The following is a 21,716-nucleotide window of genomic DNA, read 5'->3' as shown; positions in this document are numbered from 1 at the left end:
ACATGAGTGGCGTTTCTCTCGAAGGAGCGGCCACCCCCGAGCGTAGTCAGTGGAGGGGTGGGCGGGAGCGAAAGATGTGTAGGAGGGACGGGTGCGGGGGGCTGGGCCGCGCCCGCCCCGCGCGCGGGCCGGTGGACGATCGACCGGTGGGCGGACGGGGCCGCCGGTGTGTCCTCGGTGGTCGAGGCGTAGGTGAGGCCGGCGGCGGCGAGGACCACCGCGCCCACTCCGGCGGTGGCCACAGCAACGGTACGGGTGCGCATGTCTCTTCCCTCTGTCGCACGGACGTCGGTCCGGGCGACCGACCTGCGACGAACGTAACGACAGGGCACATGACCGGCATGTCGGGCGGGTTGGCGGTGTGATGTCGTGAGGCCGCCCGGGTGGACCTGCCGCCGTCCGGGCGGCCCGGCTCACAGCTCCTTCGCCGGCCAGTCCAGCAGGCGGGCGCCGATCGTGGCGGTCTGCAGCTTGTAGCGGTGGGCCGGGTCGGAGGGGTCGGCGCCGGTGAGGTGGTGGATGCGCGCCAGGCGGTAGGTCAGGGCGCGCACGCTCAGGGACAGCCGGCGGGCCGCCTCGGTGGCCACGCAGCCGGCGTCGAAGTAGGCGGTGAGGGTGTCCAGCAGGGGCTGGGCGCCGCCGCGGGCGGTGGTGAGCGGGCCGAGGGTGGCCTGGACCAGGTCGGCCATGGCCTGGCGGGCGCGGGCCAGGACCGGGGAGACCAGCAGGTCCCCCGCGTGCAGGACGGGGTCGTCCAGGCCGAGGCGTTCGGCCATCTCCAGGGCGTTGAGGGCCTCTTCGTAGGACTGGACCACCCCGCCGGGGCCGGGCCGCGGGCGGCCGAGGGCGACACGGCTGCCGTCGGCGGCGGCGTGGGCCTGCTGGGCGAAGCAGGGCAGCACCTCCTCCTCGTGACCGGGCGCGATGCACAGCAGGCGGCCGTCCTTGGTGGTGAGCAGCACGTCGCGGTTGCCGAAGCGGGCCAGCAGGGCCTGCTCCACCCGGCGCGGTACGGCGTCGCCCTCGGTGTAGGGAGTGGGGCCCTGGGCGACGGCGACGGCGTGGGCGTGGGACAGCCTCAGGCCGAAGCGTTCGGCGCGCTCGGCGAGCCGGCCCAGGTCGCTGCGGCCGTAGAGGAGGTCGTCGATGAACTCCCGCCGTGCGGCCTCCTCCTGGCGTACGGCCAGGCGCTGGGCGCGCTCGTAGCCCTCGGCGAAGGCGTCGACGGCCTGGTGGAGGGCGGCCAGCGCGCCGTCGGCCAGGCCGGGGGAGGCCGGCCAGACGGCGCGGGCCGCGGCGGGGGGGGCGCCGACCAGGGCGCGCAGCCCGTATCCGGCCTCGGCGGCCTGTTCGCCGAGGGCGCGCCGGGAGTCGAGTTCCTGGCGGGTCAGGCGCCGCCCGGTGGCGGCGACGTCGCTCAGGATGCGGGCGTACCCCGCCAGATACTGCTCGGGAATGTCCCGTTCCGTCACGTCGTTCCCCCCTGCCCTGACGCGCCGTTGACGCCTTCCTGACGGCTCACCGGCACGCAGACCCTAGTGAACATTGCCGGAAACCGGCAATGCGCCGGCATGCGTCGGTCGGGCAGCATGGCGCCGGGGGAGCACCACGGACGGCTCCGGTGCCGGACACCGGCAGGTTTCCGGCACCGGACCGGACCGGATGCGGACGTCGGCCGTGCCCGTACGGGGGGCGGGCGCGGCCGTACGGGAGCCGGGCGGGACCGGGCCGTGCACAGCCGGCCCGCCCCTCGGGACCGTTCTCCCGGCTCTTTCTCCGCCTGTCCCGCCTGCCACAAGGACGTGTGCCATGACTGTGTTCGGCGTGCTCGCCGCCGCCCTCCTGCTGGTCGTCGTCGCCGTGCTGCTCGTCGTCTCCCGGTTGTTCCGGAAGGTGGAGCAGGGCAAGGCGCTGATCGTGTCGAAGATGCGCAGGGTCGACGTGACCTTCACCGGCCAGATCGTGCTGCCGGTGCTGCACAAGGCCGAGGTGATGGACATCTCGGTGAAGGCCATCGAGATCACCCGGGTCGGCAAGGACGGCCTGATCTGCAAGGACAACATCCGCGCGGACATCCGCATCTCGTTCTTCGTCAAGGTCAACAAGACCGTGGAGGACGTCATCAAGGTCGCCCAGTCCGTGGGCACCGAACGCGCCAGCCACCAGGACACGCTGCGGGAGCTGTTCCACGCGAAGTTCTCCGAGGCGCTGAAGACCGTCGGCAAGCAGATGGACTTCACCGACCTGTACACCAAGCGCGAGGAGCTGCGGTACCGGATCATCGAGGTCATCGGCGTCGACCTCAACGGCTACCACCTGGAGGACGCGGCGATCGACTACCTGGAGCAGACGCCGGTCAACCAGCTCGACCCGGCCAACGTCCTCGACGCCCAGGGCATCCGCAAGATCACCGAACTGACGGCCGTGGAGCACGTGCGCACCAACGAGGCGCAGCGCACGGAGGAGAAGGAGATCACCCGGCAGAACGTCGACGCGCGCGAGGCCATCCTGGAGCTGGAGCGGCGGCAGGCCGACGCCGAGATCAAGCAGCGACGGGAGATCGAGACCTCCCGGGCCCGCGAGGAGGCCGAGACCGCGCGGGTGGTGGAGGAGGAGCGGCTGCGCGCGCAGACCGCGTTCCTGCGCACCGAGGAACAGCTCGGCATCCAGCGCGAGAACCAGGCCCGCGAGGTCGCCGTCGCCGCGAAGAACCGCGAGCGGGTCATCGCCGTGGAGAACGAACGCATCGAGAAGGACCGGCTGCTGGAGGTCATCGCCCGCGAGCGGGAGACGCAACTGACGAAGATCGCCGCGGAGAAGGAGGTCGAGGCGGAGAAGCGGCAGATCGCCGAGGTCGTCCGCGAGCGGGTCGCGGTGGACCGCACGGTCGCCGAGCAGGAGGAGTCCATCAAGAAGCTGCGCGCGGTCGAGCAGGCCGAGCGGGAGCGGCAGGCCGTCGTCATCGCCGCCGAGGCCGCGGCGCAGGAGAAGCTGGTCAAGGACATCAAGGCCGCCGAGGCCGCGGAGCAGGCCGCCGCCCACCGTGCCGCCGAGGAACTGACCCTCGCCGAGGCCCGGTTGAAGACCGCCGACCTCGACGCGAAGGCCAAGCTGCGCCTGGCGGAGGCGGTTCAGGCCGAGGCCGCGGCCGAGGGGCTGGCGGCGGTCCAGGTCCGCGACAAGGAGGCGGACGTCATCGAGAAGGCGGGCCGTGCCGAGGCGGAGGCGACCCAGGCCCGGCTGCGCGCCGAGGCCGAGGGGGTGCGGGCCAAGGCCCTGGCGGAGGCCACGGCCATCGGGGAGAAGCTGAAGGCCGAGGCGGCGGGCCTGACCGAGAAGGCGGCGGCGATGGCCGCCCTGGACGACGCCTCCCGCGAGCACGAGGAGTACCGGCTGCGGCTGCAGGCGGAGAAGGAGATCCGCCTCGCCGGGCTGGACGCGCAGCGCCAGGTGGCCGAGGCGCAGGCCACCGTCCTGGCGACCGGGCTGGAGAACGCCGACATCGACATCGTCGGCGGCGAGTCGGTCTTCTTCGACCGGCTGATGTCCTCGATCGCGCTCGGCAAGGGCGTCGACGGGTTCGTCCAGCACTCCGAGACGGCCCGGGCCCTGGCCGGGCCGTGGCTGGACGGCTCCTCGCGCTTCACCGACGACCTGGGCCGGATCCTCGGTTCGGTCACCACCGCCGACGTGCAGAACCTCACGGTGTCCGCGCTGCTGATGAAGCTGATGAAGGCGGGCGGCCCCGACACCGGGCAGCTGCAGCGGCTCCTGGACCGCGCCGGCGAACTGGGCCTGGCCGACACCCCGCTCACCGCCCTGAACGGCACGGGCAGGGCCTGACATGGCGACGGCCCTGAAGACGTCGTCGACCGGCCCCGCGCCGCGCGACCCCGCCTCCCACGGCTCCGCCTCCCACGGGGCCGTGGGCTCCGGCCCCGCGCCGCACGGGTCGGCGTCGCGGGACTCCGCGTCGTTCGGTCCCGTCCCGTACGACGCCGTCGACGCCGGCACCTACGAGGTGCTGCGCGACCGGCTCACCGCGCAGGCCGCCGAGCTGGCCCGGGCCGCCGAAGCCCTCGACGCCCGCCGCGTCGCGGAGTTCGGCGCCACCCGGTTCGACCTCACCGGCACCGCGCGGCTGCGCACCGACCAGCCGAGCGTGCCCCGGGACGTCGTCGCGGTCGGCGACCGCCTGCTGTTCGGCTGCACCGCCACCGGGCCCGTCGAACAGGTCGCCGACGTCCTCGCCCTGTACGACCGCGACCTGAACCGGCTGTCCGCCGACGCCGTCCCCGGACTGCTCGACGACCCCGCATTCCAGCGGGAGTTCGCGGACCTGCACCGCTACTACCGCCAGGCCCGCCTGCTGCGGCTGACGCGCGCCGAAGACCGGCTGCTGGCCGTCTTCCGCACCGGTGACACGGCGGACGACATCCGTGTGCTGCGCTGGACGCTGACCGCGAACGGGCGGGCAACGTTCCTGGACGCACGCGGCGAGAAGGACCACGTCCTGCCGCCCGCCCACGACTTCCCGTGGACGCGGGCGACCCGCGAGGACCACGTGCCGGGCGCCGAGGCGCACATCCTCGTGCAGGGGCACCTGCGCGTCACGACCGTCGGGGGCTCGCTGACAGTGCGCACCGCGGCGGGCGAGGAGCTGTACCGCGAGCCGGTGGACGAGCCGCTGCAGGCCCTCGCCGACGCGGCCGTCGCGCACGCGCGGGTGGGCGCGCTGATCCTGCTGCGGGTGCGCCCCTACAAGGAGGACACCGACCGGCACCTGGTGTTCAACACCCTCACCGGGACGGTGGTCCGCCTCGACGGCATCGGCCGGGGCTGCCGGCGCCTGCCCGACGAGCAGGGCGTCGTCTTCCCCGGCGGCTACTGCCTCGCCACCGGCGCGCACAAGGTCTTCGACGTGGACACCGCGGGCCTGGAGTGCGAGCGCGCGGTGCGCTCGCCCTACGGCGAGGACGTCCTGTACACCTTCCGCGCCCGCGCCGAGGGACGCGGCCTGCTGCTGTCGTACAACACCATCCGCCAGGAGTTCACCGCCCCGCTGACCTGCCGGGGCTGGACGTGCTTCGACGACGGGACCCTGCTGGTGCTGCGGGACGGGGGCGAGGAGCCGGCCCGCGTCCACGCGCTGCAGACGTGGTCGTCGCCGTACGTCTCCGACACCCACGCCGCCGCCGCGGGCGGCAGCGGCCCGCTGGCCCGGATCGGCAACGCCGACCTCGTCCGGGGCATCGCGGACTGCCTGGCCGTCGGCCGCACCGTCGCCCGGACCACCGCGACGACTCAGATGTACCAGGAGCTGGTCGCCGCCTGCGTGCGGGCGGCCGACACCCACCACTGGCTGGGCGATGCGGGCCTGGGCGACCTGCTCACCCCGCTGCGGGCCGTGCGCGCCACCGCCGAGCAGGTACTGGAGGAGTTCCGCACCGTACGCCTGCTGACCCGGCGGGCCGCCGACGCCCTCGACGAGGCCGCCGACCGGCTCGCGGCGGTGGTGCGCCGGCTGCGCGGCCGGGCACCGCGGACCGCCGCCGCCTGGGTGAGCGGCCTGACCGCGCTGCGGCAGGCGCAGGGACACCTGCTGACCCTGAAGGAGATGCGGTACGCGGACACCGCCCGCATCGACGCCCTGGCCGCCGAGGCGGAGGCGGACCTCGCGGCCTTCGGGCAGCGCGCGGTGACACACCTGGCCCGCGAGGACGCCTTCGCCGAACACCACGCGGACGTCGAGCGGCTCGTCGCCGACGCCGGGGCGATCGCCACGGCCGCCGAGGCGGCACCGGTGGCGGCCCGCGCCGACGCCCTCGCCGAGGGACTGAGGACCGTCACCGAGGTCGTCGCCGGTCTCGACACCGGGGACGCCACCGAGCGCACGGCCGTCCTGGAACGCGTCTCGGAGGTGCTCGGCGGGGTCAACCGGGCCCGCGCCGTCCTCGACGCGCGCCGCCGCGCCCTGCGCGCGCACGAGGGGCGCGCCGAGTTCGCCGCCGAACTGGCCCTGCTCACCCAGACGGTCACGGCGGCCCTCGCCGCCGCCGACAGCCCCGACGCCTGCGACGAGCAGCTGTCGGCGACGCTGGCCCGGCTGGAGACCCTGGAGTCCCGCTTCGCGGAGTTCGACGACTTCCTCACCGAACTGGCCGGCCGGCGCACCGAGACCCACGAGGCGTTCGCCGCCCGCAAGCAGACCCTGCTCGACGCCCGGGCCCGCCGCGCCGAGCAGCTGGCGGCGGCCGCCGACCGCGTCCTTCGGACGGTCACCCGCCGCGCGTCCGCACTGGCGGACGCCGACGCCGTCAGCACCTACTTCGCCTCCGACCCCCTGGTCGCCCGGGTGCGCCGCAGCGCCGAGGAGCTGCGGGCACTCGGCGACACCGTACGCGCCGAAGAACTGGACGGCCGCCTGGAGTCCGCCCGCCAGGAGGCCGCCCGGGCTCTGCGCGACCGTACCGAGCTGTACGCCGACGGCGGCCGCACCCTGCGCCTGGGCACCCACCGCTTCACCGTCACCACCCAGCCCCTCGACCTCGCGCTCGTCCCGGACGGCGACGGCCTCGCCATCGCGCTGACCGGCACCGACTACCGCGCGCCGGTCACCGACCCGGAGATCCTGGCGGCCCGCTCGTACGGGGAGCGTGCCCTGCCGTCGGAGTCCGGCGAGGTCTACCGCGCCGAGCACCTGGCCGCCCGCCTGCTCAGGGAGCACGGCCCGGCCGCCCTCGCCGCGGCCGACCTGCCGGATCTGGTCCGGCGGGCGGCCCAGGAGGCGTACGACGAGGGCCACGAGCGCGGCGTCCACGACCACGACGCCACCGTGATCCTCACCGCGCTGCTGCCGCTGTACGAGCAGGCGGGCACCCTGCGGCACGAGCCGGCCGCCCGCGCCGCCGCCCAGCTGTTCTGGGCGCACGGCACCACGGCCGGGCAGCGCACCGACTGGAGCCTGCGCGCGGCCTCCCTCGCCCGGGCCCGCGACACCTTCGGTCCCCTCCCGGCGATCGCCGAGCTGCAACGGGAACTGGCGTCGGCGATCACCGGCTGGGAGCGGCTGGGCGCCGTCGCCCCGTGGGCCGCCGAGTGCTGCCCCGAGGCCGCCGCCTACCTCTTCGAGGAACTGACGAGTGGCCCCGACGGCTTCGTGCTGTCCCGCGCCACCCGCACACTGCTGGACGAGTTCCGCCGCGCGCCGGCCGGTGCGGCGTACGCCGACGACCTGGCCGCCGTCGGCGCCCTCGCCGCGCGCGCCCGGCTGGCCGGGGCCTGGCTGTCGGCGTACGCCGCCGCCGGAACGAACACCCGCCCGAGCACCCGCACGGACCGCGACCCGGGCCCGGACACGGACCTCGGCCCCGACACCGCGGCGGGCCCGACCGCCGGGGACCTCGCCGAGGCGGTCGTCGCCGAGCTGTGCCCCGACCTCGTCCGCTACACGTCCGACGCCCGGACGACGGCCGTCGCCGAGGGGCTCCTCGGCGCGCACCCCCGCCTCACCGACGGCACCCTCACGCTGCGGATCGACGAGTTCCTGGCCCGCACACGGCGGTTCGCCGAGCGCGAGGTGCCCGCCCTGCGCGCCCACCAGCGCCGCCGGACCGCCCTGCTCACGGCCGAACGGGCCCGGCTGCGCCTGGACGACCACCGCCCGCGCCCCATGGCCGCCTTCGTCCGCAACCGGCTCATCGACGAGGTCTACCTGCCGCTCGTCGGCGACAGCCTCGCCCGGCAACTGGGCACCGCCGACGCCGCCCGGCGCACCGACACCGGCGGCCTGCTGCTCCTGCTGTCCCCGCCCGGCTACGGCAAGACGACGCTGATGGAGTACGTCGCCGACCGCCTCGGCCTGATGCTGGTGAAGGTCAGCGGCCCGGCCCTCGGGCAGGACGTCACCTCGCTCGACCCCGCCGAGGCCCGCGACGCCACCGCCCGCCAGGAGATCGAGAAGATCAACTTCGCGCTGGCGGCAGGCACCAACACCCTGCTGTACCTGGACGACATCCAGCACACTTCGCCCGAACTGCTGCAGAAGTTCATCCCGTTGTGCGACGCCACCCGCCGCATCGAGGGCGTGTGGGACGGCCGGCCGCGCACCTTCGACCTGCGCGGCAAACGGTTCGCCGTGTGCATGGCCGGCAACCCCTCCACCGAGTCCGGGGCCCGCTTCCAGGTGCCCGACATGCTGGCCAACCGCGCGGACGTGTGGAACCTCGGCGACGTCCTCACCGGCAAGGAGGACGTCTTCGCGTACAGCTTCCTGGAGAACGCGCTCACCTCCCACCCGGTGCTCGCCCCGCTCGCCGGCCGGGACCGGGCGGACCTGGACCTGTTCGTCCGCCTCGCCGAGGGCGACCCCACGGCACGCGCGGACCGGCTCACGCACCCCTACGCGCCCGCCGAGACCGAGCGCATCGTGGCCGTCCTGCGCCACCTGATCACCGCGCGCGAGACGGTGCTGGCGGTCAACGCCGCCTACATCGCCTCCGCCGCGCAGTCCGACGCCACGCGCACCGAACCGCCGTTCCGCCTCCAGGGGTCCTACCGCACCCTGAACCGGATCGCCCAGCGGATCCGGCCCGTCATGAACGACGCCGAGCTGGCCGCGGTCATCGACGACCACTTCACCGCCGAGGCGCAGACCCTGACCGGCCAGGCCGAGGCGAACCTGCTGAAACTGGCCGAGCTGCGCGGCACGCTCACCCCCGAGCAGGCCCGGCGCTGGAGCGAGCTGAAGGCCGCGCACGTCCGCGCCCGGGCGCTCGGCGGCCCGGGGGAGGAACCTGTCGCCAGGGCCGTCGCCGCGCTCGGGCTGCTCGCCGACCGGCTCGCCGCCGTCGAGGCCGCCATCGACCGCGCCGCCGACCCGCGCCCCGCAGCCGCCGCACCCCGCGCCCGGCACGCGGCCGGACGGCCGCAGGGGGCGACGCAGGTGCCGGCGGAGGGGGAGGGGTGATGCCCGTGGACGACACCGGCGCCCTGCGTCCCGGCAACCGCGCCGGCCTCGTCGTCCTGGACCGCGACTCCTGCGCGGGAGCGACCGAGGAGATCGGCGGCACCCGGGTGCACCTGCACGTACGTGGACGGCCGGCGGGTGCACGCGGCCGACGACGCGTGAGCGGGACTGCGTCAGGCGGGCGGGGCCAGACGGTCCGTCAGCACCCGGGCCCGCGTCCGCTGGACCGCCCGGGCCTGCGCGGCGGCGAACCGCAGCAGGCCCGGGGGCGTGCGCAGGCGCAGGGTGTCGGTGACGGTGCTGCCGGCCCCGTCGCGGGCGAGGGCGAAGCGGTAGCTCATGCGGACCCGGGCGGGGCTGCGGACGTCGCCGGAGACCACCGCGGAGTCCGGCAGGCCCTCCGGGGCGGCGACGAGCGTGACGTCGATGAGGTTGTCGTGCGGGAGGACGCCCAGGAACCGGAAGCGCTCCACGGCCGTGTAGCGCACGGTCCGGCCGGGGCGGCGCACGTCGCGGACGGCGACGACGAGCGGCGACAGGCCGACGTAGTGCGACGGCTCGGCCAGGTGGGCGAAGACCTCCGCGGGCGGTGCGGCGATCCGGAAGGTGTGGGTCAGTTCGGCGGACGGCACCTCGGCCCTCCTCGGCACGGCGCGGTGGTACGGCGAGCCTGCCACCCCCGCCCGGCGCGCGGCAGGGCCGGGACGGGCGGTGTGCCGCACCGGCCGGGCACACGGCGGGGTCCTGACGGGCGGGCACGACGGCGGGGTCGTTGGCGGGCGGACGGGGGCCGGCTGCCCGCACCGGCGGTCAGGCGCGGGACGCGTGCGTCTGGGCCGCCTTGACCGTCGCCCACACCGTGGGCCCGGGGCGCAGGTCGAGTTCGGCGGCGGCGACCGTGGTCAGGTCGGCGGCCAGCGGCAACTCGCCCGTGAGGTCGGCGCGGATCTGGTCGCCGTGGGTCTCCAGGCCGGCCACCTCGCAGCGCCAGACGTTGCGGGCGCTGGAGCCACCGGGGCGCTGCCGGTGCAGGGTCACCGCGCCGGGCGGGAAGGCGACGAAGACCGGCCCGGTGAGGTCCTCGGTGGTGGTGATCTCGGGTCCGTCCTCAAGACGCACCGTGTGTCCCTCGGCCCGCCCCCGGTAGAGGTTGAGGCCGACCAGCTGGGCGATGTAGTCGGTGCGCGGGTGGCGGGCGATGTGGGAGGGGGTGCCCTCCTGGACGACGCGGCCGTTCTCCATGACGACCAGGCGGTCGGCCAGGACCATGGCGTCCAGCGGGTCGTGCGTGACGAGCAGGGCCACCGCCTCGAAGTCGGCGAGGTGGCGGCGCAGTTGGGCGCGGACGTCGAGCCGGGTCCGGGCGTCCAGGGCGGCGAGCGGCTCGTCGAGCAGCAGCAGCCGGGGGTGGGTGGCCAGGGCGCGGGCGAGGGCGACGCGCTGGGCCTGGCCGCCGGACAGCCGGCGCGGCTTGGCCGCCGCATGCTCCGCCAGGCCCATGCGGTCCAGCCAGACGGCGGCCTGCGCACGGGCCTCGGCCTTGCGGACGCCCCGGCAGCGCGGCCCGAACGCCACGTTGTCCAGTGCGGACAGGTGCGGGAAGAGCAGATAGTCCTGGAAGACGACGCCCACCGGGCGGGACTCCGGCGGCGTGCGGTCCAGCTCCGCGCCGTCCAGCCGCAGATGCCCGCCGGACAGCGGGACCAGACCGGCCAGCGCCCGCAGGGCGGTCGTCTTGCCGGCGCCGTTGGGACCGAGGAGGGCCACCACGTCCCCGGGCGCGGCGGTCAGCGCGACGTCGAGGCGGAACGAGCCGCGCTCGACCACCAGACGGGCGTCCAGCCCCGCGCCGCTGCCGGGGCCGCCGGGCCGCCGGGGTGTGTCGGTGCCGGTCGTGCGGCGGTCGTCGGTCGCGCGGCGGTCGTCGGTCGTACGGCGGTCGTCGGTCATGAGGCGGTCATCCAGCGGTCCCGCAGCCCCGCCAGCACCGCGATCGACACGGCCAGCAGGACCAGACTGAGCGCGACGGCCGCCTGAGGGTCGTTCTGCAGGGCGAGGTAGACGGCCAGGGGCATGGTCTGCGTACGGCCGGGGAAGTTGCCGGCGAAGGTGATCGTCGCGCCGAACTCGCCGAGCGCCCGCGCCCAGGCCAGCACGGCGCCGGCGGCGATCCCGGGCGCGACGAGCGGCAGCGTGACCCGGCGGAACGCGGTGAAGCGGGAGGCGCCGAGCGTGGTGGCCGCCTCCTCGTAGCGGGGGTCGGCGGCGCGCAGCGTGCCCTCGACGCTGATGACGAGGAACGGCATCGCCACGAACGCCTCGGCCAGCACGACCCCGGTGGTGGTGAACGGCAGCGTGATCCCGAACCAGGAGTCCAGCCACCGTCCGACGACACCGTTGCGGCCGAGCGCCATCAGCAGCGCCACACCGCCCACCACGGGCGGCAGCACCAGCGGCAGGGTCACCAGGGCGCGCACCAGTCCGCGCCCGGGGAACTCCACCCGCGCCAGCAGCCAGGCCAGCGGCACCCCGATCACCAGGCTCACCGCGGTCGCCGCCGTCGCGCACACCAGGGACAGCCGCAGCGCCTGCCACACCTCGCTGCTGGTCAGCAGGTCGGGCATGCTCCGCCAGGGCGCCCTGAGCAGCAGGGCGAGCAGCGGCAGCACCAGGAAGACCAGGCCGATGAGCGCGGGCAGCAGCAGGGGCAGCGGGGCGGTGCCGCGGACGCGGCGGCGCCGCGGCCCGCCCGTGCGGGGGCGGTCTGCGGCACCGGCCCTGCCGAGCGGGGTCACGGGCTGAGGAACCCGGCCTCGCCGAGCGCCTTGCGGCCCTCGGCGGAACGCACCAGCGCGATGAACGCCGTGGCGGCCGCGGGGTTCTTCGCGTTCTTCAGCCGGGCGATCGGGTAGTCGTTGACGGCCTCGGCCGACTCGGGGAACTCCACGCCCTCCACCTTGCCACCGGCGGCCTTCACATCGGTGCGGTAGACCAGCGCGGCGTCGGCCTCCTTCAGCACCACCTTGTTCAGGGCCGACTTGACGTCCTCCTCGTAGGAGGCCGGGGTGAGCTTCAGGCCGCCGGCGTCCAGCGCCTTCTGCGCGGCGGCGCCGCACGGCACCGTCTTGGCGCACAGCACGACCTTCAGACCCGACCGCGTGAGGTCCTTCAGCGAGGAGAGCCTGTCGGGGTTGCCCGGCAGGGTGGCGATCTCCAGCCGGTTGCGCACGAAGGTGACGGGGGCGCCCACCGCGTCACCCTGGTCGGTGACCGTCTTCATCGTCTTGGCGCTGGCGGAGGCGAACACGTCGGCCGGGGCGCCGCCGGTGATGCCGGCCGCGAGGCTGTCGCTGCCGCCGAAGCTGAAGGTGACCTTCGTGCCCGGGTGCTCCTTCTCGAACTCCTTGCCCAGCGTGGTGAAGCCCTCCTTCAGCGAGGCCGCCGCGAAGACGGTCACCTCGCCGGACACCTTGTCCGAGGCGGCACCCGACGCCGAGGCGTCCGACGTCCCGGAGGAGTGCGCACCGGACGACGAGCAGGCGCTCAGGGCCAGCAGCGCGGCGGCGCCCGCGCCGGTCGCCCGGAGTATCCGGCGGGTACGGCGGGCGGAACGGGTCATGACGGGTCCACTCCCTCAAGGTCCTGAACGGACGCATCCGGTCCTGCACGGACTCGTCCGGGTCCGCCGACCACCACGTCGACGCACCGGCTCACGGCGGCTCGCGCCGATGATACTGCCGCACATGCGAGGGAAAAGTCTCTTGTCGCATCGCATCAGCCGTACCTTCGCCGCGCCAGGCTGGTATGTGCGTTCCTCCGCAGATCCGCGGAACGGTCCGCTGAGGGAGCCCTTGCCGTTGCCGAGGCAAGCCGGTCACGCGGTGGTCAGGTGGTGGGGAGGGTGTCTCCTTGGACGGCTTGGATGTCGAGTTGGATTTTGAGGGTGGTGCCGATGGCGGCGATGCCGGCTTGGAGGACTTGGTTGTAGTTCATGGCGAAGTCTTCGATCGGCAGGTGGGGGGTCGGCGGCGGAGTCAGAGGTGAAAAAGGGGCAGCGCGACGGACGAGCACGGCGGACGAGCACGGCGAGCGGACGATGCCGGCCCGGGCTCCGGCGGCACTCGTCGGCCGGCTCACCCCGGCCGGCTCACCCCGGCCCCTCCGCCGCCGCCAACGTCACCGTGAACGTCGTCCCGGCGCCCGGGCTGCTGGCCACCTCGATGGTGCCGCCGTGGTCGGTGACGATCTGCCGGGCGATCGCCAGGCCCAGACCGCTGCCTCCCGTGGTCCGGCCCCGCGCGGCGTCCGCGCGCCAGAACCGGTCGAAGAGGTGCGGCAGCTGCTCCGCGGGAATCCCCGTGCCGGTGTCCCGCCCCCGGAGCACCGCCGAGCCGCCCAGCCGGTTCGCCGACAGGGTGACCGTCCCGCCGGGCGGAGTGGCGCGCAGCGCGTTGCCGACCAGGTTGCCCACCACCTGCCGGAGCCGGTCGGCGTCCGCGTGGACGTGCACCGGCTGTGGCACATCGGTCCGCAGGGTCACCCCCGCCGCGTCCGCCTGGGCGAGGTGGGCGGTGCGGTCGGCCTCCAGTACCTCGCCGAGGTCGACGAGGGCCCGGTGGTAGGTGAGCGCCCCCGCCTCGGCCAGTGCCAGGTCCTGCAGGTCGTCGACGATCCGCTGTTGCAGCATCGCCTCCTCGTGGAGCGAGTCGAGGAGTTCGGGGGTCGGTTCGACCACGCCGTCGCGCAGGGCCTCCAGGTAGCCGCGCAGGTTGGCGAGCGGGGTGCGCAGCTCGTGGGCGATGTCGGCGGTGAGCCGGCGCTGGCGTTCCTCGGCGGCCTCCAGGGAGTGGGCCATCCGGTTGAACGCCCGGCCCAGGTCGGCGATCTCGTCCCGCCCGGACACCGGCACCCGCCGCTCCAGGTCTCCCGCGCCGAGGTCCCGGGCGGCCGAGGTCAGGGCCCGTACCGGCCGCAGTACGGCCCTGCTGAGCAGCAACGCGCCCAGGACGGCGACCAGGGCGACGCCCGAGGCGACGGCCACCGTGGGCGCGGCGGCCAGGCCGGCCGGTGCCTCGCCGCGGAACCCGAGCCCGACCTGAAGCCGCGGGGGCGCGAGCGTGGCCGTGCGCTCGGTGAAGACCCGTTGCAGGCAGGTGGCGAGCTGCTGCTCGTCGTCGCACCGCGAGACGGCCGTGACGTCCTGCCCGGCCCGGGGGTCGGTCCCGGGGTCCTGCTCGACGCACTGCGCCGGGGGCCGGCCCACGGCGCTGACCTCGGGGACGCCCGTGTCGCCCGGCCGGGCCGCGACCTTCGCGCCGGCCCGGGTCAGGCAGGAGGCGTAGGCGACGGCGGAGCGGTACTCGGCGATGGCGGCCACCGTCCGTTTGGCCAGGGCGCGCTTCACCGGCGTCTCGGGCAGACGCAGCCGGGGCCGGGGATCGACGAGGACGGGCGGCTGTCCGCCGGTCGCGCGCGGCGTACGGCCGGCGAGGGCGTCGGAGTCGGCCAGGAGCACGTCGGTCTCGGTGGTGACCCGGATGCGCTGCCCGGTGTCCTGCGCCAGGCGCCGCACGGTGGGCGCCACCCCCTCCCAGGTGCCGTGCTGGTACCCGTAGGACCGCAGCACGTCGGTGATCCGCTGGACGTCCTTGCGTCCGGCGGTCACCGACTCCTGCACCTGCCGGCTGGCCTGGCGCAGCGTCAGCCAGGCGGTGGCGCCGGTGGCGGTCAGAGCGATCAGCGCGAGCAGGGCGAGCACGCGCAGCCGGAAGCTCACCCGCGTCACCGCCCGCCGCCGGCCGGGGCCGGGGGCAGCGCGGCGAACCGGTAGCCCCGCCCGTACACGGTCTCGACGTACCGCCTGCCCGGGCGGCCCCGTTCGAGCTTCCTGCGCAGGTTCATCACGTGCGCGTCGACGGTCCGCTCCAGCACCTCCTGGTCGAACCCGAAGACCCGGTCGATGATCTGCGCCCGGGTGAACGCCCGCCCCGGCTCGCCGGCGAGCACGGCCAGGATCGCGAACTCCTTCCCGGTGAGCGCCACCGGCTCCCCGGCCACCCGGACCTCGAAGCGCGCGGTGTCGATCTCCACGTCGCCCACCGTGAGCACGGGTGGCCGCTCGCCCTCGGCGGCCCGCGCCCGGCGCAGCAGCGCCCGCACCCGCGCGGTCAGCTCCCGCGGGCTGTACGGCTTGGTCATGTAGTCGTCCGCCCCCAGGTCGAGGCCCAGCAGCAGGTCCTCCTCGGTGCTGCGGGCGGTCAGCAGCAGGATCGGCACGCGCGAGTCCGCGCGCAGGATGCGGCAGACGTCGAGTCCGTCGACGCCCGGCATCATCACGTCGAGAACGATCAGGTCCGGACGGGAACGGCGGGCACGGTCGATCGCGGAGCGCCCGTCGGCCACGACCTGTACGTCGTGGCCCTCCCGTTCCAGATAGATCCGGATCAGTTGCGCCTGTTTCACGTCGTCCTCGGCGACGAGTATGCGAGCGGGCAACGCGACTCCTTCGACTGGGATTTCCACACCGTACCGGATGACATACGCACTGGCCGGAGCGAATTGGGAATGCTTCCGTCCGCCGGAACGAAGAAAGGGAAGGCGCGCATCCGGTGATGCCCGCGTCGACCGGTGAGCTTTTTCCAGTCATTTCCCGTTCGCCCGAGGGGCGCCGCACGGACCGCGCAACGGCGCAGGAATGTCTTATTCCCCCACCATTCACTTACAGCCGCCGAACACCGAGAAACAGCCATCTCCCCCCGGAATCATTTCTTCACTCCGCGCGACACCAGATCGTACTGGTGTCCCTTGGGCCACTGATGGTCAGGGGGCGCACGGATGAAGACGGAAAACGACGAGAAAAACAACAATGGGGGTTCGATGAAGCGTCGATTCGCAGCCGTTCTGCCCGCGCTCGTGGCCGTGGCGGCGAGCGTGCCGATCGCCCTGTCCACCACGCCCGCCTCCGCCGCCGCGGCCTGCGGCAAGACGGTCGCCGACAAGGACAGCAGCTCGTGGAACAAGACGGCCGACGGGGCCAACGAGCGCAGCGGCTCCAGCACGAGCTGTGCGATCAACGGTGTCGCCTACAACACACAGCGGCTGGACTACCACTGCTACACGATCGCGGGCGACTACACCTGGACGTACGTCAGAAACGACAGCACGGGTGTGTCCGGCTGGATCCGGGACGACCTGCTGAGCGACTACGGCAGCTCGGTCTACTGCGGCTTCTGAGCCGGAACCCGGAAGCGGAAGCATTCGGCTGGAACCGGTACACCTGAAAAAAAGGGGGGCGGCCCCGTGTGGGGCCGCCCCTTTCAGGCGTTGCGCGGTTCCGGGCGGTGCGCGGAACGGCGCGGGTCCTACTTCGGCTGCGGCTTGTTCACCGTCAGGTGCAGTTCCTTCAGGCGGGCCGGCTCCAGCTCCGTCGGAGCACCCATCATCAGGTCCTGGGCGTTGCCGTTGAGCGGGAAGGCGATGGTCTCGCGGATGTTGGGCTCGTCGGCGAGCAGCATGACGATGCGGTCGACGCCGGGGGCGATGCCGCCGTGCGGCGGGGCGCCGAAGCGGAACGCGCGGAGCATGCCCGCGAACTCGCGCTCGGTGGTCTCGCGGTCGTAACCGGCGATCTCGAACGCCTTCAGCATGATGTCCGGCTCGTGGTTCCGGATCGCACCGGAGGACAGCTCGACGCCGTTGCAGACGATGTCGTACTGCCAGGCCAGGATGTCCAGCGGGTCCTGGTTCTCCAGGGCCTCCATGCCGCCCTGCGGCATGGAGAACGGGTTGTGCGAGAAGTCGATCTTGCCGGTCTCCTCGTCCTTCTCGAACATCGGGAAGTCGACGATCCAGCAGAAGCGGAAGACGTTCTCCTCGAAGTGACCGGCCCGCTTCGCGGCCTCGACGCGCACCGCGCCCATGATCTTCGAGACCTCGTCGAACTCACCCGCGCCGAAGAACACCGCGTGGCCCGGGGCCAGCGACAGCCGCTTGGTCAGCTCCGCGACGTTGTCCTCGGTGAGGAACTTCGCGATCGGGCCGGTCAGCGCCCCGTCCTCGCCGACACGCACCCACGCCAGGCCCTTCGCGCCCAGCGAGACCGCGTAGTCGCCGAGCTGGTCGAAGAACTTGCGCGGCTGGTCCTGGACCGCCGGCACCGGCAGCGCGCGCACGTGCTTGCCGGCGAACGCCTTGAACTCCGAGCCCTCGAAGATGTCGGTGATGTCCACCAGCTCCAGCTGGGCCCGCAGGTCCGGCTTGTCGGAGCCGTACTTCAGCATCGCCTCGCGGAAGGGGATGCGGGGGAAGGGAGACGTCACATGGCGGCCACCGCCGAACTCCTCGAACAGCTCGGTCATCAGCTGCTCGATCGGCTGGAAGACGTCCTCCTGCTCGACGAAGCTCATCTCGACGTCGAGCTGGTAGAACTCGCCCGGCGAGCGGTCGGCGCGGGCGTCCTCGTCGCGGAAGCAGGGCGCGATCTGGAAGTAGCGGTCGAAGCCGGAGATCATCAGCAGCTGCTTGAACTGCTGCGGGGCCTGCGGCAGGGCGTAGAACTTGCCCGGGTGCAGCCGGGAGGGGACGACGAAGTCGCGGGCGCCCTCGGGCGAGGTCGCCGTCAGGATCGGCGTGGCCATCTCGTTGAAGCCGAGGGCCGTCATCTTCTGGCGGATCGCACCGATCACCGCCGTGCGCAGCATGATGTTGCGGTGCATGCGCTCGCGGCGCAGGTCCAGGAAGCGGTACTCCAGGCGCCGCTCCTCGTTGACCCCGTCCTCGGTGTTGATCGTGAAGGGCAGCGGGGCGGCGGCACCGAGCACCTCGACGTCGCCGACCTCGATCTCGATCTCACCGGTGGGCAGGTCCGGGTTCACGTTCTCGGTTCCACGTGAAACAACACGGCCGTCCACGCGGACCACGGTCTCCTTGGACAGCTTGTCCAGCGCCTCGTAGGCGGGCGTGCCGGGGCGGGCGACCAGCTGCGTGATGCCGTAGTGGTCGCGCAGATCGATGAAGAGGATGCCGCCCAGGTCGCGCCGATTGTGCAGCCAGCCACTGAGCCGGACGTCGGTGCCGACGTCAGAGGCGCGGAGCTGCCCGCAGGTGTGGGACCTGTACCGATGCATCGTCGTTCATCCAGTCTTCGCGAAGCGGGGGATCACCGGGGCGCCCATACGCCTCCGGCCCGGACCTACCAAGCGTACCGGCCGCCCCACGGTCGGCTCCCCCCTGTTTCCCGGCCGTGCCGCACGCGCCGCCGTCCGTCCCCGCCGCCCGCTCGCCCGTACGCCTTCGGTGGCAGCGTTCGAGACCCTGTTCTTACAGTGGGGCAATGCGCACTGGTCAGCCCCTGCCGGCCGTGGGGGACGTCCTTGCCGCTCTCGCGACCGGAGTGTGGCACTGGGACACCGCCACCGGGCAGGTCTCGGCCGACGCCGAGGCGGCACGGCTGATCGGGCTGCCCGCCGAGCCGGTCACCCTGACCGAGGCGCAGGTGCGCGCCCGGATCCACCCGGTGGACTGGAACGAGATCACCGGAGTGGTGCGGCTGGCCGCGGCCGAGGGCACCCTCGCCGAGGTACGCATCCGGATCATGGACGAGCAGAGCCGGGTCATCCGGGTCGTCCGCAGCCGCTCCCGGCCCGTCTACGACCCGGAGAAGAAGGCGTACCTGATGACGGGCACCCTTCAGGAGGTCGCCGAGCCCATCCCCGGCTCGCCGGCCGGGCGCACGGCGGTCACCGGGGACTGGCGGCGCTCCCGGGAGGCGTTCCTGCTGGACGCGGGCCGCGCGCTGGCCGAGGCCCGGTCCACGGCGGAGGTGCTGCGGGTCGCGCACGGGCTGTCGATGCCCGGGTTCTCCCCCAACGGACTGGCCGTGTTCGGGGTGGAGGGCGACCGGCTGACCATCATCGGCCACTACGGGCAGCGGCCCGGCGACGAGGCCCCCTTCGTGCACATGTCGCTGGACACGGACTATCCGGCCGCCGAGGTGGTGCGCACCGGCCGGGCCGTCTACATCTCCTCGCCCGAGGAGTACAAGGCCCGCTACCCGCTGACCTGGCCGCTGGCCGAGCAGTTCAACCGCCGCTCCTGGGCGTTCCTGCCGCTGACCGCCTCGGGCCGCACCATGGGCGCCTGGATGGCCGCGTTCACCCACCCGGTCGCCTTCACCCCCGACGAGCGGTCGGTGCTGACCACGGTGGCCCGCATGCTCGCCCAGGCGCTGTCGCGGGCCGGGACCGCCGAGACGCAGCGGGAGCTGAGCGAGGGCCTGCAGCGCTCGATGATGCCCACGCTGGGCCCGGAGGTCCCCGGCATGGCGCTGGCCGCCCGCTACATCCCCACCGGCGGTGGCCTGCAGGTCGGCGGCGACTGGTACGACATGATCCCGCTGCCCGGCGGACCCTCCGCGACCCGCGGCAGGGCCGGGGCGGGCCGGTTCGCGCTGGTCATGGGCGACGTCCAGGGGCACGACGTGCGCGCCGCGGGCCTGATGGGCCAGCTGCGCATCGCGCTGCGCGCCTACGCCTCCGAGGGCCACCGCCCCGACGCGGTCCTCTCCCGCGCCTCCCGGTTCCTGCACGGCATCCTGGAGAACGGCGCCGGTGACGACGACGGTGACGACGGTGACGACCTCGCGGACCTGCGGTTCGCGACCTGTCTGTACGCCGAGGTCGATCCGCGCACCGGGGTGCTGGAGGTGGCCCGGGCCGGGCACCCGGACCCGGTGATCCGCATGGCGGACGGCACGGTGCTGTTCCGTCCGACGGCGGGCGGTCTGCCGCTGGGCGTCGACCCGGACGCCGACTACCCCACCACCCGGTTCACGCTGGAGCCCGGCGAGACCATGATGATCTGCACGGACGGCCTGATCGAGACCGGCGGCCACGACCTGGACACCGGATGGCGGCGCATCCGCACGATCCTGGAGCGGCACGAGGGCGGCACCGAGGAACTGGCCGACGCGCTGGTGCAGGCCGTGCACGGGCCGAGTTCGCACCACACCACCGGCCCGCTGGCCGACCGCCGCGAGGACGACATCGCCGTCCTGCTGCTGGCCCGCCACCCCGACGGCGCCGCGGCCCGCCCGGAGGTGCGGCGCACCCTGCTGACCGTCGCGCAGGCCGAGCCGGAGCGGATCGCTGTGGCCCGGCAGCAGTTGCGGGAGCTGCTGCACGACTGGTCGTCCGCGGACCAGGTGGACTCGGCGGTGCTGCTGCTGTCGGAGATGCTGGCCAACGTGCTCGTGCACACCGACACCGACGCGCTGGTGCTCGCCGAGGTGAGCGGCGAGAAGGGCGAGCGGCGGATGCGGGGGGAGGTCACCGACGCCGGTGAGGACCTGCCGCACAAGCGCAGGCCGGGCGAGCTGGCCTCGCACGGGCGCGGCCTGGTGCTGATCGAGCTGCTGGCGGACGCGTGGGGCGTCGAGCCGCGCGGGGTGGGCAAGAGCATCTGGTTCGAGTTGTACGAGAAGCCGTAGCCGCACCGCGCACGGCGCGGCGAGGGGGGCGGACGGCGGGCAGGCCGGGGCGACCGGCGAGCAGGCGGTGCCGACCGGCAGGAAGGCTGCGGTGACCGGCGGGCAGGCCCGGGCGACCGGCGGGCAGGCCCGGGCGACCGGCGAGCAGGCCCGGGCGTCCAAGGGGCAGGCCGGGGCGCCGCCCCGTCACGGGTACCGTTCGCGCAGCTCGTGCAGGGTCCCGAAGGCCGCCGCGGTCAGCGGCACCGCCAGCAGCATGCCGACGATCCCGGCGACCGACGCGCCGGCGGTGATCGCCAGCAGGACCGCCGCCGGATGCATCTGCACGGTGCGGCTCTGGATCACCGGCTGGAGCACGTGCCCCTCCAGCACCTGCACGGCCAGCACCACCCCGAGCACCCACAGCGCCACGACGACCCCCCGGTCGGCGAGCGCCACCAGCACGGACACCGCCCCCGAGATGAACGCCCCCAGGTAGGGGATGTAGGCGCCGACGAAGACCAGCGCGCCCAGGCCGAGCGCGCCCGGCACGGACAGCAGGAGCAGGCCGACGGTGATGCACGTCGCGTCGATGAGCGCGATGAGCGTGGTGCCGCGCATGAAGCCCTCGACCGCGGCGAAGGCCCGCCGGGCCACGGCCTCGGCGGTGTCCGCGCTGCCACCGGGGGCGAGCGTCCTGAGGCCGCGCAGGGCCCGGTCGGCGTCGCGCAGGAAAAAGAACACCAGCAGCAGCGCCAGGACGGCCATGGCGATGTACTCGGCGACCACGCTGACGCCGCTGATGACGTTGGAGGCGGCGGTGCCGCCGAACTTCGACAGCAGTTGCTGGGCGTGGGCGGCCAAGTCCTTCAGGGAGGCCCCGGCGGTCCCGGCGTAGGCGGCGAGCGACCTGGCCGCGTTCTCCAGCGAGGTCGCGATCTGCGGGCCGCTGTCGATCAGCGCCAGCGCGACGACGTAGCCGACGCCGCCGACGACGAGCAGGACGGCGGCGCAGGTGATGCCGGCCGCCAGCGAACGGTTGACCCGGCCCCGCACCAGCCACCGGAACAGCGGCCGCAGCAGCGCGGACCCCAGCAGCGCCAGCAGGACCGGCGTGACGGTGGTGCGGAAGGTCACGCACAGCCGCACCACGATCCACACCACCCCGGAGACCAGCAGCGCGACGGCACACCAGGCGGCGAGGCGGCGGACGGGCTCGGGCAGCAGGTGCACGCCTCCAGCGGACCACGCGCCGGGCGGGCTGTCCTGCGCGGACGGCCCGCC

The 21,716-nt window shown here is 74.0% G+C and carries 13 protein-coding genes and 2 pseudogenes; 4 read left to right on the top strand and 11 right to left on the bottom strand.

What is annotated here, in order from left to right; translation table 11 throughout:
- A pseudogene (locus GV126_RS36550) lies at nucleotides 1–263 on the bottom strand (hypothetical protein); the annotation flags it as partial.
- 150 nt (nucleotides 264–413) lie between these two features.
- The gene (locus GV126_RS18230) at nucleotides 414–1,472 is read right to left on the bottom strand and encodes a PucR family transcriptional regulator (protein WP_159667963.1); all 1,059 of its coding nucleotides are present in this window, start codon (nucleotides 1,470–1,472) and stop codon (nucleotides 414–416) included.
- Nucleotides 1,473–1,809: 337 nt separating this feature from the next.
- On the opposite strand from GV126_RS18230, the gene GV126_RS18225 reads away from it, so the two are divergent.
- Both GV126_RS18225 and GV126_RS18220 read left to right on the top strand, forming a co-directional pair.
- Nucleotides 1,810–3,843, top strand: coding sequence for a flotillin family protein (locus GV126_RS18225; RefSeq protein WP_159667961.1), 2,034 nt, complete (start codon nucleotides 1,810–1,812; stop codon nucleotides 3,841–3,843).
- 1 nt (nucleotide 3,844) lies between these two features.
- Entirely contained in the window at nucleotides 3,845–8,968 is a 5,124-nt protein-coding gene (locus GV126_RS18220; RefSeq protein ID WP_159667959.1) for a DNA repair ATPase, read from the top strand.
- 173 nt (nucleotides 8,969–9,141) lie between these two features.
- On the opposite strand, the gene GV126_RS18215 is transcribed toward GV126_RS18220, so the two are convergent.
- The 7 genes and pseudogenes from GV126_RS18215 to GV126_RS18185 all read right to left on the bottom strand — a co-directional run bounded on the left by GV126_RS18215 (nucleotide 9,142) and on the right by GV126_RS18185 (nucleotide 15,463).
- On the bottom strand, nucleotides 9,142–9,600 hold the full coding sequence (locus tag GV126_RS18215; RefSeq protein WP_159667956.1) for an SRPBCC family protein: 459 nt from the start codon (nucleotides 9,598–9,600) through the stop codon (nucleotides 9,142–9,144).
- A 178-nt stretch (nucleotides 9,601–9,778) separates the two neighbouring features.
- Nucleotides 9,779–10,918, bottom strand: coding sequence for an ABC transporter ATP-binding protein (locus tag GV126_RS18210; RefSeq protein ID WP_236570041.1), 1,140 nt, complete (start codon nucleotides 10,916–10,918; stop codon nucleotides 9,779–9,781).
- Nucleotides 10,915–11,763, bottom strand: a complete 849-nt coding sequence (modB, locus tag GV126_RS18205; protein ID WP_159667953.1) for a molybdate ABC transporter permease subunit — start codon at nucleotides 11,761–11,763, stop codon at nucleotides 10,915–10,917. Before modB ends, GV126_RS18210 begins: the two co-directional genes overlap by 4 nt.
- Complete coding sequence (modA, locus tag GV126_RS18200; protein WP_159667951.1) at nucleotides 11,760–12,587, bottom strand: molybdate ABC transporter substrate-binding protein; 828 nt, start codon at nucleotides 12,585–12,587, stop codon at nucleotides 11,760–11,762. The genes modB and modA overlap by 4 nt, the downstream gene beginning before the upstream one ends.
- Nucleotides 12,588–12,853: 266 nt before the next feature.
- A pseudogene (locus GV126_RS37685) lies at nucleotides 12,854–12,991 on the bottom strand (YceI family protein); the annotation flags it as partial.
- 124 nt (nucleotides 12,992–13,115) lie between these two features.
- Nucleotides 13,116–14,744, bottom strand: coding sequence for a sensor histidine kinase (locus tag GV126_RS18190; RefSeq protein ID WP_159667946.1), 1,629 nt, complete (start codon nucleotides 14,742–14,744; stop codon nucleotides 13,116–13,118).
- A gap of 5 nt (nucleotides 14,745–14,749) precedes the next feature.
- Entirely contained in the window at nucleotides 14,750–15,463 is a 714-nt protein-coding gene (locus GV126_RS18185; protein WP_159667944.1) for a response regulator transcription factor, read from the bottom strand.
- A 381-nt stretch (nucleotides 15,464–15,844) separates the two neighbouring features.
- Between GV126_RS18185 and GV126_RS18180 the strand changes: the two genes are divergently transcribed.
- Nucleotides 15,845–16,201 (top strand): SH3 domain-containing protein, encoded by a 357-nt coding sequence (locus GV126_RS18180; protein ID WP_159667941.1) that lies wholly within the window; start codon nucleotides 15,845–15,847, stop codon nucleotides 16,199–16,201.
- Nucleotides 16,202–16,329: 128 nt separating this feature from the next.
- Here the strand turns inward: GV126_RS18180 and aspS are convergent, their stop codons facing one another.
- Entirely contained in the window at nucleotides 16,330–18,093 is a 1,764-nt protein-coding gene (gene aspS, locus GV126_RS18175; protein ID WP_159667939.1) for an aspartate--tRNA ligase, read from the bottom strand.
- Between the two features lie 206 nt (nucleotides 18,094–18,299).
- On the opposite strand from aspS, the gene GV126_RS18170 reads away from it, so the two are divergent.
- Nucleotides 18,300–20,453, top strand: coding sequence for a SpoIIE family protein phosphatase (locus GV126_RS18170; protein WP_159667937.1), 2,154 nt, complete (start codon nucleotides 18,300–18,302; stop codon nucleotides 20,451–20,453).
- 186 nt (nucleotides 20,454–20,639) lie between these two features.
- Here GV126_RS18170 and GV126_RS18165 read toward each other — a convergent pair whose 3' ends face one another.
- Nucleotides 20,640–21,665 carry an AI-2E family transporter gene (locus GV126_RS18165; protein WP_159667935.1) on the bottom strand — a complete coding sequence of 342 codons (1,026 nt, stop codon included), beginning with the start codon at nucleotides 21,663–21,665 and terminating at the stop codon, nucleotides 20,640–20,642.
- Between the last annotated feature and the right edge of the window lie 51 nt (nucleotides 21,666–21,716).

The organism is Streptomyces mexicanus (assembly GCF_902506575.1).
Lineage (GTDB): Bacteria > Actinomycetota > Actinomycetes > Streptomycetales > Streptomycetaceae > Streptomyces > Streptomyces mexicanus.
This window is presented reverse-complemented; position numbering and strand designations above follow the sequence as displayed.

Coding starts and splice junctions, on each gene's coding strand:
- GV126_RS18210 (WP_236570041.1), bottom strand. CDS start 10,918: ATGACCGACGACCGCCGTACGACCGACGACCGCCGCGCGACCGACGAC.
- GV126_RS18180 (WP_159667941.1), top strand. CDS start 15,845: ATGAAGCGTCGATTCGCAGCCGTTCTGCCCGCGCTCGTGGCCGTGGCG.
- GV126_RS18170 (WP_159667937.1), top strand. CDS start 18,300: ATGCGCACTGGTCAGCCCCTGCCGGCCGTGGGGGACGTCCTTGCCGCT.
- GV126_RS18220 (WP_159667959.1), top strand. CDS start 3,845: ATGGCGACGGCCCTGAAGACGTCGTCGACCGGCCCCGCGCCGCGCGAC.
- GV126_RS18225 (WP_159667961.1), top strand. CDS start 1,810: ATGACTGTGTTCGGCGTGCTCGCCGCCGCCCTCCTGCTGGTCGTCGTC.
- modA (WP_159667951.1), bottom strand. CDS start 12,587: ATGACCCGTTCCGCCCGCCGTACCCGCCGGATACTCCGGGCGACCGGC.
- aspS (WP_159667939.1), bottom strand. CDS start 18,093: ATGCATCGGTACAGGTCCCACACCTGCGGGCAGCTCCGCGCCTCTGAC.